Raw genomic sequence first — 17,750 nt, 5'->3', positions numbered from 1 at the left:
AACGGATCCAGGAGGATCGAAGAATGCCAGAGCAGGAGCCGCGCGACGATCGACGCGCGCCGCGCGAACGATCCACCGGGAAGTCTTCGTCGGCCGGTGCTGACCGCAAGCCTTATGCGAGCCGCGATGGAGATCGGAAGCCTTACGCCAAGCGCGACGGCGACCGCAAGCCGTACGCGAGCCGCGACGGTGACCGCAAGCCGTACGCCAAGCGCGACGGCGACCGCCCCTACGCTAAGCGCGACGGCGATCACAAGCCGTACGCCAAGCGCGACGGCGATCACAAGCCGTACGCCAAGCGCGACGGCGACCGTCCCTACGTGAAGCGTGACGGCGACCGTCCCTACGCGAAGCGCGACGGCGATCACAAGCCGTACGCCAAGCGCGACGGCGACCGCAAGCCATACGAGAAGCGCGATGGCGACCGTCCCTACGTGAAGCGTGACGGCGACCGCAAGCCTTACGAGAAGCGCGATGGCGACCGTCCCTACGTGAAGCGCGACGGCGACCGTCCCTACGCGCAGCGTGACGGCGACCGCAAGCCGTACGAGAAGCGCGATGGCGACCGTCCCTACGCGAAGCGCGACGGCGACCACAAGCCGTACGCCAAGCGCGACGGCGACCGCAAGCCGTACGAGAAGCGCGATGGCGACCGTCCCTACGCGAAGCGCGACGGCGACCGCAAGCCGTACGAGAAGCGCGATGGCGACCGTCCCTACGTGAAGCGTGACGGCGACCGCAAGCCTTACGAGAAGCGCGATGGCGACCGTCCCTACGTGAAGCGCGACGGCGATCACAAGCCGTACGAGCGCTCCGCGCGCCCGATGCGTGGGGGAGCGAACCGCCCCGACCGCGCCGTCCGCGAGGGCGAGATCCGTGCCGTACGCCCGCGACACGACGACCCGGTCATCCCCGAGGATGTCACCGGCCGTGACCTGCCGCCGGCTGCACGGAACGAGCTGAAGACCCTCAGCAAGGAGAACGCCGAGGAGGTCGCGCGTCACCTCGTGATGGCATCGGAGCTGATCGACGAGGACCCGGCGCTGGCGCACCAGCACGCGCTGTCGGCATCCCGTCGCGCCGGCCGCATCGCCGTCGTCCGCGAGACGCTCGCCATCACCGCCTATGCGACCGGCGACTTCGCGCTCGCCCTGCGCGAACTGCGCACCTACCGGCGGATCTCGGGTCGCGACGACCAGATCGCACTGATGGTCGACAGCGAGCGGGGCGTCGGGCGCGCCGATCGCGCGCTCGAGGTCGGTCGCGCCGTCGACCGCTCCACGCTCGACACGCCGGTGCGCGTCGAACTGGCGATCGCGATGTCGGGTGCCCGTCTCGACCTCGGCGAGCCCGAGCGCGCGCTGCAGGAACTCGACATCCCAGAACTCGATCCCGATCGCGCGTTCGAGTGGAGCCCCGCGCTGTTCGCCGCCCGTGCCGCCGTGCTCGAGGAGCTCGGCCGCACGGACGAGGCCGCGCAGTGGCAGCGTCGCGCGGTGATCGCGGCAGACGCGATCGACGCGGCATCGGGTCTCGGCGACCTCGAGACCGTCTTCGTCGAGGAGGTCGTCGAAGAGGACCTCGAGTCCGAGGCTGAGGACGAGGCTGAGACCGAGCGGGACACGTCCGAGGATCTCGGCGAGCCCGAGGCCGTCGACGAGCCCCAGGCCGTCGACGAGCCCGAACCCGCTGCCGAGGAGCAGGAGGAGATCTCCGTCGCCGACGAGGTCGCCGAGATCCTCGTGGAGGCGGGGGTCGACGACGCGACCGGCGACGGCGAGGCCGACCGCTGATGGCGCTCTTCGGGCGGCGGGCTGCGACGCCCGCCCCGCTGGACGGCGTGGACGTCGTGCTGGCAGACCTGGATGGAGTCGTCTATGCGGGTGCCGGCGCCCTGCCGCACGCGGTGGACAGCCTCAACCGCGCCCGCGACGGCCGCTCTCTCGCGTACATCACGAACAACGCTGCGCGCACGGATGCCTCGGTCGCGGCGCATCTGAGCGAGCTCGGGCTCGCGACGACGCCGCGTGACGTCGTCACCAGCCCGCAGGCCGCGATGCGGCTGCTCGCGGAGAAGATCGCGCCCGGATCCACGGTCCTCGTCGTCGGAGGCGATGGCCTCGTCGTCGAGGTCGAGAAGGCCGGGTTCGTCGTGACCCGGAGCGCCGATGACGCGCCGTCGGCGGTCGTGCAGGGATTCGCTCCCGAGGTCGGCTGGACTCAGCTTGCTGAGGCGGCCTTCGCGCTCAAGACGCCCGAGGAAGACGGCGGCATCCCGTGGGTGGCCACCAACACGGACTGGACGATCCCGCAGTCTCGCGGCATCGCGCCCGGCAACGGCACACTGGTCTCCGCCGTGCACACGGCAGTCGGCCGACTCGCGACCGTCGCCGGCAAGCCCGAAGTGCCGATCTTCGAGGAGGCCGTCGCGCGGTTCGAGGCGCAGCATCCGTTGTTCCTGGGCGACCGTCTCGATACCGACATCCTCGGTGCCAACCGTGCCGGCATCCCGTCTGCTCTGGTGCTCACGGGTGTGGATCGTCCGAAGCACGTCCTGGCGGCGCCCGAGAACTCGCGTCCGACCTACATCCTGGGCGACCTCCGCGAGCTCCACGAGCCCTACCCCGAGGTGCAGGTGAAAGACGGCGTCACGACCGTGCGAGACGCTCGCGTCGCGATCGACGGCGCCGACATCCGCATCCTGAGCGAGGGCGCCCCGGTCGACCTCGTGCGCGCGGGTGCGGCAGCGATCTGGTCGACCGGACGCGCGATCTTCGGCTTCCGCGTGCCCGAGCGCCTCTACGCGGATCCGTTCCACCGCCCCTGATCCTCGCCGCGGAAAGGCGGGGAGTGTCGGGCGACCCCCGTATTCTGGGGGACATGGATCGAGTCGATGCGCATGATGACGAGCACGGCGATCTGCTGTCGACCCTCGAGGTGATCGAGGCGCAGCCGCTGGCCACGCGTGCCGAGGCGTACGACGCGCTGCACGACACGCTCGCCCGTCGCCTCGAGGCGACCCCCGGCACCTCGTCATGACGAGCCGCCTCGACGCCGCTCTCGCCGCCCGGGGCCTCGCGCGCTCCCGCACCCACGCCGCGACGCTCATCGCCGATGGGCTCGTGACGGTCGACGGCCGTCCCGTGGTGAAGTCCTCCACTCCCGTCGGCGACGAGAGCTTGATCGAGGTGGCGGTCTCCGACCATTACGTCAGCCGCGCGGCGCACAAGCTCAACGCCGGCCTCGACGCCTTCGAGGTCGACGTCCATGGCCGCGTCGCGCTCGACATGGGCGCATCCACCGGCGGCTTCACCCAGGTGCTGCGCGAGCGCGGCGCCGAGCCGGTGATCGCCGTCGATGTCGGTCATGGTCAGCTCGCAGCATCCGTCGCCGCCGATACCGGTGTGGTCGCGGTCGAAGGGTTCAACGTCCGCTACATGACCCCCGACTCGCTCGCCGAGGCGAGCGGCCTCTCCGAGGCACCCGCGATGATCACGGGCGACCTGTCGTTCATCTCGCTCACCCATGTTCTTCCCGCGGCGCGGGCGGTCGCAGCATCCGATGCCGATCTCGTGCTCCTGATCAAGCCGCAGTTCGAGGTCGGGCGCACGGCGGTCAAGGGAGGCCTCGTGACCAACCCCGTGCTGCGCGCCGACGCGGTCGCGCGCGTGCTGTGGGCGGCGTGGGACGCGGGCCTCGGCACGTGCGGGTTCGTATCCTCCCCGATCGCGGGGACCCACGGCAATTCCGAGTTCATCGCACACCTCGCGCCGGGTCGGGGGAGCAATCCGACAGAATGGTTGAGCACTGTGAACCGACTGGCGGGGAGCCGATGAACGACGCCGACACCGAGGCCCAGCGCAGCATCCTCGTGGTGGCGCACGCCCACCGCGCCGACACCGTGGCTGCCGCGGAGCGCGTCGTCGCCGCGCTGCGCGCCGCCGGCGCCCGTCCCGTCCTCGCTCTCGACGACGGCGAAGAGCTCGTGCAGGCGGGGTCTTCGCTGGCCGACGTCGCGGTGCTGGGCATCGATGTGCCGGTGACCGAGATCGAACTCGCGATCGTGCTGGGTGGCGACGGAACGATCCTGCGGGCTGCCGAACTCGTGCGCGACGGCAGTGCGCCGGTCCTCGGCATCAACATGGGCCACGTCGGCTTCCTCGCCGAGATCGAGCGCGACGACATGGATGAAGCCGTCCGCCGCGTCATTGCGCGCGAGTACGAGGTCGAGGACCGCATGGCGCTCCAGGTGCGGGTGAAAGACACCGCCGACTCCGTCATCTACGAGACGTGGGCGCTCAACGAAGCGACCGTCGAGAAGGCCAGCCGTGAGCGCCTGCTCGAGGTCGTCGTCGAGATCGACGGCCGTCCGCTGTCGACGTTCGGCTGCGACGGCATGGTCGTCTCGACGCCCACCGGGTCGACCGCCTACAACTTCTCCGCCGGCGGGCCGGTGATCTGGCCGACGGTCGAGGCGATCGCTGTGGTGCCGCTGTCGGCACACGCTCTCTTCGCCAAGCCCCTCGTGGTCGGCCCCGAGCACTCCGTGGCCATCGAGGTGCTCGAGCGCACCAACGGCACCGGCATCCTGTGGTGCGACGGGCGCCGGTCGCACGACCTGCCGCCGGGCGCGCGCGTCGTGGTGCGGCGGTCCGATCGCCCGGTGCGTCTCGCGCGCCTGCACCCCGCCCAGTTCACCGATCGTCTCGTGCGCAAGTTCCGCCTCCCCGTCGAGGGCTGGCGCGGTCCGGCCGCGATCACGGGCGTCATGCCGACCCAGAGGCCGGCGAAGGATGCGGCGACCGCCGTCGACGTCGAGATCGACGTGGTCGGCAGCGAGGTGGCCCCGTGATCGAGGAGATGCGCCTGCGCGACCTCGGTGTGATCGCCGAGGCGACGCTGCCGATCGGTGCCGGCTTCACCGCGATCACCGGTGAGACCGGTGCCGGAAAGACGATGGTCGTGACGGGACTCGGGCTGCTGCTCGGTCAGCGCGCAGATTCCGGCGCCGTGCGCGCGGGCGCCGCGCAGGCGACGGTGGACGGCGTGTGGATCGTCCCCGAGGACGGACCGGTGGCCGCGCGCGTGCGCGAGGCCGGTGGCGATGTCGAGCCCATCGGCGGTGGTCGTGCCGAGCTGTACATCGGGCGGTCGATCTCGAGCGAGGGCCGTGGGCGGGCGTCAGTCGGCGGCCGCGCCGCACCGGCCGGAGTGCTCGCCGACCTCGCCGACGAGCTGGTGGTCGTGCACGGGCAGTCCGATCAGCTGCGACTGCGATCCGCGGCCGCACAGCGTGACGCGCTGGATCGGTTCGGCGGCGAGGCCGTCCACACCGCACGCGACGCGTACCGCCGCGCGTTCGAGCACTGGCGTGCGATCGACCGCGAACTGTCGCAGCTCACCGACGACCGCGACGCGCGGGCCCGCGAGGCCGAAGCCCTGCGAAACCAGCTCGCCGAGATCGAGCAGGCGGCGCCCGAATCCGGCGAGGACGCCGAGCTGGCGACGCGCGCGGAGCGCCTGGCGAACGCCGAGGAGCTCCGGCTCGCCGCCGCGACCGCGCATGACGGGCTCTCGGGCGAGGGCGACGAACCCGATGCCGGGGCGCTGCTCGCCGAGGCGCGTCGCGCCCTCGAGCGCGTGCACGACCCCGTGCTGGCCGAACTCGGCGGGCAGCTTGCCGACGTCGGCTACCGGGTCGCCGATATCGCCGCAGCCCTGGCGGGCTACCTCGCCGACCTCGACGAGTCGGGGCCGCACGAGCTCGCCGCGGTCGAAGAGCGCCGCGCCGTGCTCGCCGGCCTGGTCCGCGCGCACGGCACGCTCGACGCCGCCATCGAACTGCTCGACACCGGCTCTTCGCGCCTGGCTGAGCTCGACGACGATTCCGATCGCATCGACCGGCTGACGGCGGAACGGGATGCCGCGGCATCCGTCCTCGACGAGACCGCTGCGGTGCTCACCGCGGCGCGCGCCGAGGCAGCCGCGCGGCTGGGTGCCGCCGTGAGCACCGAGCTGCGCGCGCTCGCGATGCCCGACGCGCGCCTCGAGGTCGCCGTCACGGCGGGCACCGAGTCCGCGTCGGGGCGCGACGACGTCGCCATCCTGCTGGCACCGCACCCGGGCGCCGAGCCGCGGGCCGTCTCGCGCGGCGCGAGCGGCGGTGAGCTCAGCCGCGTCATGCTCGCGATCGAGGTCGTCATCGCCACCGTCGACCCCGTCCCGACATTCGTGTTCGACGAGGTCGATGCCGGCATCGGCGGAGCCGCCGCGATCGAGGTGGGCCGGCGCCTCGCGCGCCTGTCGGAGTCGTCGCAGGTGATCGCGGTCACCCACCTCGCTCAGGTCGCGGCGTTCGCCGCGAACCACCTCACGGTGGTGAAGGCGAACGACGGCTCGGTCACGGCATCCGATGTCCGTCGCCTGGACGGCGCCGACCGCGAGGCCGAGATGGCGCGTCTGCTGTCGGGCATGCCCGACTCGGACGCCGCCCTCACCCACGCACGCGAGCTGCTCAGCCTTCGCACCGAAGTCGACTGAGTCCGCTGCCTCCGCGTGTCCTCAGCTTCTGCGAAGCTCATCGAAACACTGCCTGATAGGATAAAAGCCCGTGATGCAGACTTCTGATTCTTTCCGCGGCGACACTTCGAACGACACCACCAAGCACATCTTCGTGACCGGTGGTGTCGTTTCCTCGTTGGGCAAGGGGCTCACCGCGGCCAGCCTCGGAAACCTCCTCACCGCCCGCGGACTGCGTGTCGTGATGCAGAAGCTCGACCCGTATCTGAACGTCGATCCGGGCACGATGAACCCGTTCCAGCACGGCGAGGTCTTCGTGACCGACGACGGCGCCGAGACCGACCTCGACATCGGGCACTACGAGCGCTTCCTCGACATCGAGCTGAGCCAGGCGGCCAACGTGACCACCGGCCAGATCTATTCGCAGGTCATCGCGAAGGAGCGCCGGGGCGAGTACCTCGGCGACACCGTGCAGGTGATCCCGCACATCACCGACGAGATCAAGCGCCGCATGCGCCTCCAGGCCGACGAGACGCCCCAGCCCGACGTGATCATCACCGAGATCGGCGGCACGGTCGGCGACATCGAGTCGCAGCCGTTCATCGAGTCGGCGCGTCAGATCCGCCACGAGCTCGGCCGCAACAACGTCTTCTTCGTGCACGTGTCGCTCGTGCCCTTCATGGGCGCGTCGGGGGAGCAGAAGACCAAGCCCACCCAGCACTCCGTCGCGACGCTGCGCTCGATCGGCATCCAGCCCGATGCGCTGGTGCTGCGCAGCGACCGTCCCGTCACCGAGGCGAACAAGCGCAAGATCGCGCTCATGTGCGACGTCGACGAGGGCGCCGTCGTGAACGCGGTCGACGTGCCGAGCATCTACGACATCCCCTCGATGCTCAACGAGCAGGGCCTCGACGAGTACATCGTCCGCGCGCTCGGCCTGTCGAAGGCCGCCGACGTCGACTGGTCGCGCTGGCAGCGCGTGCTGAACGCCGTGCACAACCCCAAGCACGAGGTCACCATCGGCCTGGTGGGCAAGTACATCGACCTGCCGGACGCCTACCTCTCGGTCACCGAGGCGCTCAAGGCGGGCGGGTTCGCGCAGGAGACGCACGTCAACATCCGCTGGATCCCCTCGGACGAGTGCGAGATGCCCGAGGGCGCCGCCAAGGCGCTCGGTCCGCTCGACGGGATCGTGATCCCGGGCGGCTTCGGCATCCGCGGCATCGAGGGCAAGATCGGGGCGCTCAAGTTCGCGCGCGAGCAGGGCATCCCGACGCTCGGCATCTGCCTCGGTCTGCAGTGCATCGTCATCGAGTACGCCCGTCACGTCGCCGGGATCGAGGATGCCTCGTCGAGCGAGTTCGACCCCGACACGCAGCATCCCGTCATCGCGACCATGGAGGAGCAGGTCGACATCCTCGACCACGGCGACCTGGGCGGCACGATGCGTCTCGGCCTGTACCCGGCCGACCTCGCGGAGGGGTCGATCGCGGCCGAGGTGTACGGCGCGGAGCGCGCGTCGGAGCGGCACCGCCACCGCTACGAGGTGAACAACCGCTACCGTGACCAGATCGCCGAGGCCGGTCTCGTCTTCTCGGGCATCAACCCTGACCTGAACCTCGTCGAGTACGTCGAGCTGCCGCGCGATGTGCACCCGTACTACATCGCGACGCAGGCGCACCCCGAGCTGCGCTCGCGGCCGACGGACGCCAACCCGCTCTTCCGCGGTCTCGTCGGCGCGGCGCTCGAGCGGCACCGCTCGAGCGAGCTGTTCGAGGTCGAGAACGACTGACGTGGCGGAGGAACTCCTCGCCGACGAGCCGGTCGACGCCACCATCCTCGACAGCGACCTGGTCTACGAGGGCCGGGTGTGGGACGTGCGCAGCGACACCGTGGCGTACGGCGACGGGCAGATCGTGCGCCAGTACGTCGACCATCCCGGTGCGGCCGCGGTCGTGGCGGTGGACGACGAGGGGCGGGTGCTGCTGATCCAGCAGTACCGGCACCCGATCCGCCACCGCGACTGGGAGATCCCGGCCGGCCTGCTCGACATGGCCGGCGAGACGCCGCTCGAGACCGCCCGACGTGAGCTCGCCGAGGAGGTCGACCTCGTCGCATCGTCGTGGCAGCCGCTCGTGAGCATCTTCACCACGCCCGGCGGAAACGACGAGATCGTCCACCTGTTCCTCGCGCGCGGTCTCACCCCCGCGAGCGAGGTGCACGCGCGGGAGGACGAGGAGGCCGACATCCGCCTCGAGTGGCTGCCGCTCGCCGACGCCGTCGCAGGAGTCCTCGCGGGGCGGCTGCGCAACGGCATCCTCGCGGTGGGCCTCCTCGCCGCGGCCGAGCGTCTGCGCCAGGCCGACACCACGGGAGCCTGACGAACCCTCCGGAGTTCGCCGACGGGCCCGCCGGACGTGAGACCCTCGTGGCAGGAGGCTCCTGACATGCAGATCGATCGAGCGATGGACTCGTACCTGCGCCACGTCGCGATCGAGCGCGGCCTGTCGGAGAACACCGTCGCGGCGTACCGGCGCGACCTCGCCGGCTATGCCGACTGGCTGCGCGAACAGCACATCGACGACACCGCCGCGGTCACCTCGGTGACTCTGGCGAGCTTCATCGCCGACCGCGCCGCGACCCAGCCGCCGATGGCTGCGTCGTCGCTGGCGCGGCTCCAGTCCTCGGTGCGCGGGCTCCACCGCTTCCTCGCCCGCGAGGGCATCGAGCCGGCCGACCCGTCCTCGAACCTGCGCCCGCCGAAGCAGCCACGACGGCTGCCCAAGGCGCTCACGATCGAGCAGGTGGAGAGCCTGCTGGATGCCTCGGGCCCCGCGCCGGCGACCGAGGCCGACGCGTCCGGGAGCGGGGGAGCAGCGGCGGGCGATCTGCTCGGCATGCGCGACCGTGCGCTGCTCGAGCTGCTGTACGCCACCGGTGCGCGCGTGTCGGAGATCGTGCAGCTCGACGTGGACGATGCGGCGCACGGCGACGTGCTGCGTGTGCGGGGCAAAGGATCGAAGGAGCGCATCGTGCCGGTCGGATCGTACGCGCGCGCCGCCGTCGACGCCTACCTCACGCGCGCGCGGCCCGAGCTCTCGCACCGTGGCCGGTCGACGCCGAAGCTCTTCCTCGGCGCGCGGGGGGCGCCGCTGTCGCGGCAGAGCGCCTGGCTGATCATCCAGTCGGCGGCCGAGCGCGCCCACCTCACCGCGCACGTGTCGCCCCACACCCTGCGGCACTCGTTCGCGACCCACCTCCTGCAGGGCGGCGCCGACGTGCGCGTCGTCCAGGAGCTGCTGGGCCACGCCTCCGTCGCGACCACCCAGATCTACACCTACGTGTCGGTCGACGCGCTCCGCGACGTGTACGCCACCTCGCATCCGCGCGCGCGGTGACGCCGCTGCGCCGCCTCAGCGAATCAGCGCGTGAGCGGCGATTTTGCACGGCCGAAAGCCGTGCGGGCCCGACGCCCTGTGGCGGAGAATGGGCGCATGACCGACGTCGCCGCGCGTGCGGCATCCGGAGTACCTGAGGTCGAGGCAACAGCCCACCCGACAGCGTGTCCGCCGACGGCGCTGGCGGTGTTCTGGATCGTCGCGGGGCTCGCCGGCTGGGTCGTCTCGTTCCTGCTCTACCTCGAGTACATCGGCCAGCTCGCGGGAACGGCGCCGCTCATTTCGTGCCAGGTGAGCCCGATCGTCACGTGCGGACCCAACCTGCTGTCGCCGGGTGGCAATCTGCTCGGCTTCAGCAATTCGATCATCGGGATCGTGCTGTTCCTCGGCCCCATCTACGCCGGGGTGAGTGCCCTGGCCGCGCCCGGCGGGCTGCGCCGGTGGTACTGGCGCGTCTACTCGCTGTTCCTGCTGGGCGCGGTGGCATTCGTCCACGTCCTCGCGTGGCGCAGCGTCTTCGAGTACGGCTCGCTGTGCCCGTGGTGCATGGTGGTGTGGGTCGTGACGATCCCGCTGTTCTGGTTCACGCTGGGGTGGACCCTCCGCGACGGCGTGTGGGGGCGGATGCCGCAGCTCGGCGCCGCACTCCTGACCTGGGCTCCGCTGATCACCGTGCTGGACTACGCGCTCATCGCGATCGCCGCGCAGGTGCGTCTCGACGTGCTCGGCTCGCTCTGACGGCGGTCGGAGCTGCGCCGTTGCTCGGCCCCGCCCGCCGCGCCGCAGGCGTTCCGTGGCGGGGCGTGACTAGAATCGGTGGACACGAAGCATGTAGGCGGGAGCATTGGTGGCGGGCAAGGCACAGGCGGCGACGAAGGCCGCCACGGGGGACACTCCGATCGGACCCACCGGTCGTCCCTATCAGGGCTTCCCCACCCCGCCGAAGCTCGACGGTCACGGCCCCGCCCGCATCATCGCGCTGTGCAACCAGAAGGGCGGCGTCGGCAAGACGACGACCACCATCAACCTCGCGGCCGCCCTCGCCGGCTACGGCCGCAAGGTGCTCGCGGTCGACTTCGACCCGCAGGGCGCGCTGTCGGCGGGTCTCGGCATCCAGACCCACGACATCCCGACGATCTACGACCTGCTGCTCGACGGAAAGCGCGACCCGCACGAGGTCATCGTGCACACGCGCGTCGACAACCTCGACGTGATCCCGGCGAACATCGACCTCTCGGCGGCCGAGGTGCACCTCGTCAACGAGGTCGCTCGCGAGCAGACCCTGTCGCGGGCGCTGCGCAAGCTCACGGGCGACTACGACGTGATCCTCATCGACTGCCAGCCGTCGCTGGGCCTCCTCACGGTCAACGCCCTCACCGCGAGCCACGGGGTCGTCATCCCGCTCGAGTGCGAGTTCTTCGCCCTCCGCGGCGTCGCGATGCTCATCGAGACGATCGACAAGGTGCGCGACCGCCTCAACCCCACCATCACGCTCGACGGCGTGCTCGCCACGATGTACGACGCGCGCACGCTCCACTCGCGCGAGGTGCTCGAGCGCGTGGTCGACGCCTTCGGCGACGACGTCCTCGAGACCGTGATCGGCCGCACCGTCAAGTTCCCGGATGCCTCCGTCTCGGGCATGCCGATCACCGAGTTCGCGCCGGAGCACGCCGCCGCGCAGGCCTACCTGCGGCTGGCGCGGGAGCTGGTCGCCCGTGGCGCCGTCGCCTGATCAGGATTCCGGGTTCCGGGTCGCGCTCACCAACTTCGACGGACCGTTCGACCTCCTGCTCACCCTGATCTCGAAGCACGAGCTCGACATCACCGAGGTGTCGCTGTCGCTCGTGACCAACGAGTTCATCGCGTACCTCCGCGAGCTGGGTCCGGGCGAAGAGCTGGACGAGGCATCCGAGTTCCTGGTCGTCGCCGCGACCCTGCTCGACATGAAGGTCGCGGGGCTGCTGCCGCAGGGCGAGCTCGTCGACGCCGAGTCGGTCGCGCTGCTCGAGGCGCGGGACCTGCTGTTCGCTCGACTGCTCCAGTACCGCGCGTTCAAAGAGGTGTCGTCCTGGTTCGAGCGGTGCCTGCGCCGTGAGGCGGTGCGCCACACGCGTTCCGTGCGCCTCGACGAGAAGTACCGCAACGCCGTTCCGGAACTCGTGTGGTCGCTCAGCGCCGACGACTTCGCCGCGCTCGCGCTGCTGGCGATGACGCCGAAGGAGATCCCGCGCATCGGGTTCGACCACCTGCACGCGCCGCTGGTGAGCATCCGCGAGCAGGCCGCCATCGTCGTGACCCTGCTGCGCGACACCGGATCCCTGACGTTCCGCGAGCTCATCGCGGGCGTCGGCCAACCGGGTGTGGTGGTCGCCCGATTCCTCTCGGTGCTGGAGCTGTATCGCCACGCCGCCCTGTCCTTCGAACAGCTCGAGCCGCTCGGCGAGCTGACCCTCCGCTGGAGCGCTCAGCGCTGGAGCGACGAGAACCTCGCCACCTTGGGAGCCGACTATGACCGATGATGCTTCGACCGAGGGCCCGCCCGTCGTGACGGTGACCGATGTGGCACGGCGGCTGGAGGCGATCCTGCTGATCGTCGAGGAACCGCAGAGTCTGGTGAGCCTCGCGGCCGCCGTCGGCGCACCGGTGCCCGCGGTACGCCAGGCGATCGAGACCCTCGTCGACGACTACGACGGCAAGTCCGGTGGGCCGGTGCGCGGGTTCGAACTCCGCGAGGTCGGCGGCGGCTGGCGTCTCTATGTGCGCGAGGAGCTCGACGACCTCGTCAGCGAGTACGTCGGCGGGCAGGCGCCGTCGCGCCTCTCGCAGGCGGCGCTCGAGACCCTCGCGGTCATCGCCTACAAGCAGCCGGTGACCCGCAGCCAGGTCGCGTCCATCCGTGCCGTCAACGTCGACTCGGTCGTGCGCACGCTGCTGGCGCGCGGGCTCATCACCGAGCTCTTCGCGGATGCCGAGACCGGCGCGATCAACTACGGCACGACGGATGCGCTGCTCGTGCACCTGGGTGTCAACTCGCTGGACGAACTGCCGCACATCTCGCCGCTGCTGGACGGTGCCGACGAGGTGTCGAGGGCGGACGAAGCCGGCGGCAACCTGGACGAAGGAGTGCGTCGATGACCGGCGGAGCGGAATCCACCGAAGGAGTGCGCCTGCAGAAGGCGCTCGCGAACGCGGGGGTCGCGTCGCGGCGCGTCGCCGAGCAGCTCATCGTCGAGGGGCGCGTGCGCGTGAACGGCGCCGTCGTGACAGAGCTGGGCTCACGCGTCGACCCCGAGAACGACCTGGTCGACGTCGACGGCACGGCTGTCCAGTTCGACCAGTCCAAGCGGTACGTGATGCTCAACAAGCCCACGGGCGTCGTGAGCTCGATGAAGGACGACCGCGGCCGCCCGGACCTCCGCAGCTTCACGAAGGACTGGGAGGAGCGCCTGTACAACGTGGGGCGATTGGATGCCGAGACCAGCGGCCTGCTCGTGCTCACCAACGACGGCGAGCTCGCGCACGTGCTGGCGCACCCGTCGTTCGGCGTCACCAAGGTCTACATCGCCAAGGTCGACGGGCGCGTGACCCCGCAGATCATCCAGCAGCTCCTGCGCGGCGTCGACCTGGAGGACGGCCCGATCGCCGCCGACAAGGCACGGCTGCTGTCGTCCTCGGCCGAGGGTGGTGGCTCGCTCGTCGAGCTCACGCTCCACTCGGGGCGCAACCGCATCGTGCGCCGCATGATGGCCGAGGTCGGGCATCCGGTCGTCGAGCTCGTGCGCCGGCAGTTCGGGCCGCTCCACCTGGGAACGCTGCCAGCCGGGCGCGCCCGGGAGTTGACTAAAGTGGAGCGGGGCGCTCTGCTGACTCTTTCGCGCCAAGCCGCAGGTCAACAGGAGGATTAAGTGACAGCGACCTCCCTTGCTCCGCGCGTGCAGGGCACGGTGCGCATCGTCGGCACCGGCCTCCTCGGCGCGAGCATCGGCCACGCGCTCAGCGCGCGCGGGATCGACGTCGCGCTGGATGACACGTCCCCCGCCCAGCTGCGCCTCGCGATCGACTACGGCGCCGGCCGCCGTGCGGCCGACGACGACACGCCGTCGCTCGTCGTCGTCGCGGTGCCGCCCGATGTCACGGCCGACGTCATCCAGAGGGAACTCGAACGCCACCCGCACGCCGTCGTGACGGACGTCGCCAGCGTCAAGCTCGAGCCGCTGCGCACCCTGCGCGAGCGCGGTGTGGACCTCACGCACTACATCGGCTCGCACCCCCTGGCCGGACGCGAGCGCGGGGGAGCGATCTCCGCTCGCGCCGACATCTTCGTCGGTCGCCCGTGGGTGGTGTGCCGCGACGAGGAGACGCCGTCGGCCGATCTGGCCCTCGTCGAGGCCCTCGCGCTCGACCTCGGTGCGACGCCGATCGAGATGACCCCCGAGGACCACGACCGCGGCGTCGCGCTCGTCTCGCACGTGCCCCAGCTGGTCGCCAGTCTGCTGGCCGGGCGCTTCGTCGACGCGCCCGACGGTTCGCTGCGGCTCGCGGGTCAGGGCGTGCGCGACACGACCCGCATCGCGGCATCCGCTCCCGAGCTCTGGGTGCAGATCCTCGGCGCGAACGCGGCACCCGTCGTCGACGTGCTCGACCTGATCGCGGCCGACCTCACCGCCGTCGCCGACGCCCTGCGCGAGCCCGACGCCCCGGGTGCGCGCCGTGCCGTCGCGGACACGATCCGGCGCGGCAACGACGGTGTCGAGCGCCTGCCCGGCAAGCACGGCCAGAACCGCCGCTTCGAGCCGGTCGTCGTCATGGTCGACGACACCCCCGGACAGCTCGGACGCCTGTTCGGCGAACTGGGCGACCTCGACGTGAACGTGGAAGACCTGCGCCTGGAGCACTCGCCCGGCGCCCAGTTCGGCCTCGCCGAGATCAGCGTCGTCCCGAGCGCCGTGCGCCGGGCGATCGACGGTCTCGAGTCGCGCGGCTGGAAGATTGCGAGCACCACCAATGACTGACCCCGTGATGACCACGCCGGGGCCGGACCCCGTCGTCGTCGCGATCGACGGACCGGCCGGCAGCGGCAAATCCAGCGTCTCCAAGCAGGTCGCCCGACGTCTCGGCTACGGCTACCTCGACACCGGAGCGGCCTACCGTGCTCTGGCGTGGCACGCGCTCGAGCGCGGCGTCGACACGTCGGACGCGGCATCCGTCCTCGATGTCTCGGGTGATTTCGACTACGCGATCTCGCTCGATCCCGACGCCTATTGGGTGCGCGTCGGGCAGGCCGATGTGACCGACGCGATCCGCGAGCCTCGCGTGTCGGACGCCGTCAGCGGCGTCGCGCGCGTTCCCGCGGTGCGGCAGTCGGTGAACGCGCTGTTCCGTGCGCTCGTGGCCCGCTCCGGGCGCCCGGGTGTCGTCGTCGAAGGGCGCGACATTACGACGGTCGTCGCCCCCGACGCCCCCGTGCGCATCCTCCTCACGGCCGCACCGGAGATCCGCGCCGCCCGCCGCAGCGCGGAACTCGCGACGCAGGATGCCGCGACCGTCGCCGCCGCACTCCACCAGCGCGACGCGTCCGACTCGGCCGTCGTCGACTTCCTCACCGCCGCACCCGGCGTCGAGGTCGTCGACTCGACCCCCCTCGATTTCGACCAGACCGTGGACGCCGTGCTCGGCGTGATCCAGGCCGCGCTGAGCGCGCCGGCGGTCGACCCACTGCAGACAGGAGCCTGAGATGGCCGCTGATGACAATGCCGACTTCGACGAGTTCGAGGCCGGCGACGACAACCTCGCCGAGAACCTCGCGGACCTCGACGACGAGCTCGCCGAGCAGCGGGCCGTCGCCCTGCGCGTCGGCCTCGACGACTACGACCTCGACGACGAGGACGCGGCGCTGCTCGCGGGCATCGTCCGGGGCGAGGACGGCATCGAGTTCCTGCCGGCGCTCCCGGTCGTCGCGATCGTGGGTCGCCCGAACGTCGGCAAGTCCGCGCTGGTGAACCGCATCCTCGGCCGTCGCGAGGCCGTCGTCGAGGACACCCCCGGTGTCACGCGCGACCGCGTCACGTACAAGGCCGAGTGGATGGACCGCCGATTCACGCTCGTCGACACCGGCGGGTGGGAGCCCGACGCCCGTGGCATCGACCGCTCGGTCGCCGCGCAGGCCGAGGTCGCCATCGACCTGTCGGACATCGTGCTCTTCGTCGTCGACGCGATGGTCGGCGCCACCGCGACCGACGAGCACGTCGTGCGACTGCTCCGCAAGGCCAACAAACCCGTCTTCCTCGTCGCCAACAAGATCGACGACGCCCGCCAGGAGCCCGAGGCCGCGGCGCTCTGGAACCTGGGCCTCGACCAGCCGTGGCCGGTCTCTGCCATCCACGGCCGTGGCGTCGCGGACCTCCTCGACGAGGTCGTGAAGGTCATGCCCGACGTGTCGGCCGTGGCCAAGGCCGAGATCGGCGGCCCGCGCCGCGTCGCGATCCTCGGCCGCCCGAACGTCGGCAAGTCGTCGCTGCTCAACAAGGCCGCGGGCGAGGAGCGCGTCGTCGTCAACGAGCTCGCCGGCACCACGCGCGATCCGGTCGACGAGATCGTCGAGCTCGGCGGCAAGCTGTGGCGCTTCGTCGACACGGCCGGCATCCGCCGTCGTGTGCACCTGCAGCAGGGCGCCGACTTCTACGCCTCGCTGCGCACGTCGGCGGCGCTCGAGAAGGCCGAGGTCGCGATCGTCGTGATCGACGTGACCCAGCCGATCAGCGTGCAGGACCTCAACATCATCGACCTCGTCCTCGAGTCGGGCCGTGCGCTCGTGATCGCCTACAACAAGTGGGACCGTCTCAACGACGACGACATGGACGGCCAGGACCGCCGCCGCTACCTCGAGCGCGAGATCGAGCAGGACCTCGCGCACGTCCAGTGGGCGCCCCGCGTCAACATCTCGGCGCGCACCGGTCGCCACCTCGACAAGCTCGTTCCGGCGCTCGAGACGGCCCTCGAGTCGTGGGATCAGCGCATCCCGACGGGCAAGTTCAACGCGTTCCTCACCGAACTCATCGCCGAGCACCCGCACCCGCTGCGCGGGGGAAAGCAGCCGCGCATCCTGTTCGGCACACAGGCCTCGACGCGCCCGCCGACCTTCGTGCTGTTCACGACAGGCTTCCTCGACCCGGGCTACCGCCGCTTCATCCAGCGGCGCCTGCGCGAGCTGTACGGCTTCGAGGGCTCGCCGATCGTGATCAACATGCGCGTACGCGAGCGTCGCCAGCGCTGACGGACCTCGACATGGTGGATGCCTCGCCCCGAGGCATCCACCATTTCTTCATGCCTGCTCGCCGTGGCGGTAGAGTGCCGGGCGCACCATCGCGGTCGCATCGGGCTCGGCGAAGCCGAACTGGCGGTACAGGCCGTGCGCATCACCGGTGAACAGCGTCCAGCGCATGTCGGCGCCGGGACCGTCGTCGATCATGAGGCGGATCAGGCGCTTGCCGAGTCCGTGCCCGCGGTGCGCGTCGACGACGAAGACGTCGGCGAGGTAGGCGAAGCCGACGCCGTCCGAGACCGCGCGTGCGAAGCCCACCAGTTCGCCGGTCGGGCGGTGGTAGGCGGCGACCACCCGCCAGGCGTTGTCGAGCTGCGTCTCGACCTGCTCTCGCGTGCGCCAGCCTCCCCAGTACGCCTCGGTCGAAAGCCAGGCCCATACGGCGTCTCGCTGGACGCGGGTCGGGTCGTCGTCGAGTTCGTAATCCATGCACCTCATTGTGGCGAGTCTCCCGGTGACGGCGACGGGGCCGATTCGGCGTTCGCGGCCCGCTCGTGTGACAGGCTGGCTGG

At 70.9% G+C, this 17,750-nt stretch carries 18 protein-coding genes; 17 read left to right on the top strand and 1 reads right to left on the bottom strand.

The annotated features are described in order from the left end of the window. The first annotated feature begins 23 nt into the window (after positions 1-23). The 17 genes from Q9R33_RS15890 (at position 24) to der (ending at position 17,190) form a co-directional block, all read left to right on the top strand. Positions 24-1,793 (top strand): primosomal protein, encoded by a 1,770-nt coding sequence (locus tag Q9R33_RS15890; RefSeq protein WP_311294372.1) that lies wholly within the window; start codon positions 24-26, stop codon positions 1,791-1,793. Further along, on the top strand, positions 1,793-2,827 hold the full coding sequence (locus Q9R33_RS15885) for an HAD-IIA family hydrolase (RefSeq protein WP_056366997.1): 1,035 nt from the start codon (positions 1,793-1,795) through the stop codon (positions 2,825-2,827). The genes Q9R33_RS15890 and Q9R33_RS15885 overlap by 1 nt, the downstream gene beginning before the upstream one ends. Before the next feature lie 53 nt (positions 2,828-2,880). Continuing rightward, a complete protein-coding gene (locus Q9R33_RS15880) occupies positions 2,881-3,039 on the top strand; it encodes a hypothetical protein (protein WP_311294371.1) in 159 nt (52 codons plus the stop codon). Further along, positions 3,036-3,836, top strand: coding sequence for a TlyA family RNA methyltransferase (locus tag Q9R33_RS15875; protein WP_311294370.1), 801 nt, complete (start codon positions 3,036-3,038; stop codon positions 3,834-3,836). The genes Q9R33_RS15880 and Q9R33_RS15875 overlap by 4 nt, the downstream gene beginning before the upstream one ends. Beyond that, positions 3,833-4,852 (top strand): NAD kinase, encoded by a 1,020-nt coding sequence (locus Q9R33_RS15870; protein WP_311294369.1) that lies wholly within the window; start codon positions 3,833-3,835, stop codon positions 4,850-4,852. Before Q9R33_RS15875 ends, Q9R33_RS15870 begins: the two co-directional genes overlap by 4 nt. Next, positions 4,849-6,540: a DNA repair protein RecN gene (gene recN, locus Q9R33_RS15865; RefSeq protein ID WP_311294368.1), complete on the top strand. Its 1,692-nt coding sequence runs from the start codon at positions 4,849-4,851 to the stop codon at positions 6,538-6,540. Before Q9R33_RS15870 ends, recN begins: the two co-directional genes overlap by 4 nt. Before the next feature lie 73 nt (positions 6,541-6,613). Next, positions 6,614-8,311, top strand: coding sequence for a CTP synthase (locus Q9R33_RS15860; RefSeq protein ID WP_311294367.1), 1,698 nt, complete (start codon positions 6,614-6,616; stop codon positions 8,309-8,311). A gap of 1 nt (position 8,312) precedes the next feature. Beyond that, on the top strand, positions 8,313-8,900 hold the full coding sequence (locus Q9R33_RS15855; RefSeq protein ID WP_310249405.1) for an NUDIX hydrolase: 588 nt from the start codon (positions 8,313-8,315) through the stop codon (positions 8,898-8,900). A gap of 66 nt (positions 8,901-8,966) precedes the next feature. Further along, positions 8,967-9,917, top strand: a complete 951-nt coding sequence (gene xerD, locus Q9R33_RS15850) for a site-specific tyrosine recombinase XerD (RefSeq protein ID WP_056367003.1) — start codon at positions 8,967-8,969, stop codon at positions 9,915-9,917. A gap of 96 nt (positions 9,918-10,013) precedes the next feature. After that, positions 10,014-10,655, top strand: a complete 642-nt coding sequence (locus Q9R33_RS15845; RefSeq protein WP_311294366.1) for a vitamin K epoxide reductase family protein — start codon at positions 10,014-10,016, stop codon at positions 10,653-10,655. A 109-nt stretch (positions 10,656-10,764) separates the two neighbouring features. Further along, positions 10,765-11,649, top strand: a complete 885-nt coding sequence (locus Q9R33_RS15840; protein ID WP_045299144.1) for a ParA family protein — start codon at positions 10,765-10,767, stop codon at positions 11,647-11,649. Next, positions 11,633-12,436, top strand: coding sequence for a ScpA family protein (locus tag Q9R33_RS15835; RefSeq protein ID WP_311294365.1), 804 nt, complete (start codon positions 11,633-11,635; stop codon positions 12,434-12,436). Before Q9R33_RS15840 ends, Q9R33_RS15835 begins: the two co-directional genes overlap by 17 nt. After that, positions 12,426-13,052: an SMC-Scp complex subunit ScpB gene (gene scpB / locus Q9R33_RS15830; RefSeq protein WP_311294364.1), complete on the top strand. Its 627-nt coding sequence runs from the start codon at positions 12,426-12,428 to the stop codon at positions 13,050-13,052. The genes Q9R33_RS15835 and scpB overlap by 11 nt, the downstream gene beginning before the upstream one ends. Then, positions 13,049-13,822 carry a pseudouridine synthase gene (locus Q9R33_RS15825; RefSeq protein WP_056367006.1) on the top strand — a complete coding sequence of 258 codons (774 nt, stop codon included), beginning with the start codon at positions 13,049-13,051 and terminating at the stop codon, positions 13,820-13,822. Before scpB ends, Q9R33_RS15825 begins: the two co-directional genes overlap by 4 nt. Then, positions 13,823-14,929, top strand: a complete 1,107-nt coding sequence (locus tag Q9R33_RS15820; RefSeq protein ID WP_311294363.1) for a prephenate dehydrogenase — start codon at positions 13,823-13,825, stop codon at positions 14,927-14,929. Beyond that, on the top strand, positions 14,922-15,650 hold the full coding sequence (gene cmk, locus Q9R33_RS15815; protein WP_310249416.1) for a (d)CMP kinase: 729 nt from the start codon (positions 14,922-14,924) through the stop codon (positions 15,648-15,650). Before Q9R33_RS15820 ends, cmk begins: the two co-directional genes overlap by 8 nt. 1 nt (position 15,651) lies before the next feature. Further along, positions 15,652-17,190, top strand: a complete 1,539-nt coding sequence (gene der, locus Q9R33_RS15810; protein ID WP_056367009.1) for a ribosome biogenesis GTPase Der — start codon at positions 15,652-15,654, stop codon at positions 17,188-17,190. A gap of 48 nt (positions 17,191-17,238) precedes the next feature. Here der and Q9R33_RS15805 read toward each other — a convergent pair whose 3' ends face one another. Then, complete coding sequence (locus tag Q9R33_RS15805) at positions 17,239-17,667, bottom strand: GNAT family N-acetyltransferase (protein ID WP_056367010.1); 429 nt, start codon at positions 17,665-17,667, stop codon at positions 17,239-17,241. Positions 17,668-17,750: the final 83 nt, after the last annotated feature.

Origin of the sequence: Microbacterium sp. PRC9, from assembly GCF_031844125.1 — a bacterium.
Classification (GTDB): domain Bacteria; phylum Actinomycetota; class Actinomycetes; order Actinomycetales; family Microbacteriaceae; genus Microbacterium.
The sequence above is the reverse complement of the archived record's forward strand: the minus strand, read 5'-3'. Positions and strand labels throughout refer to the sequence as shown.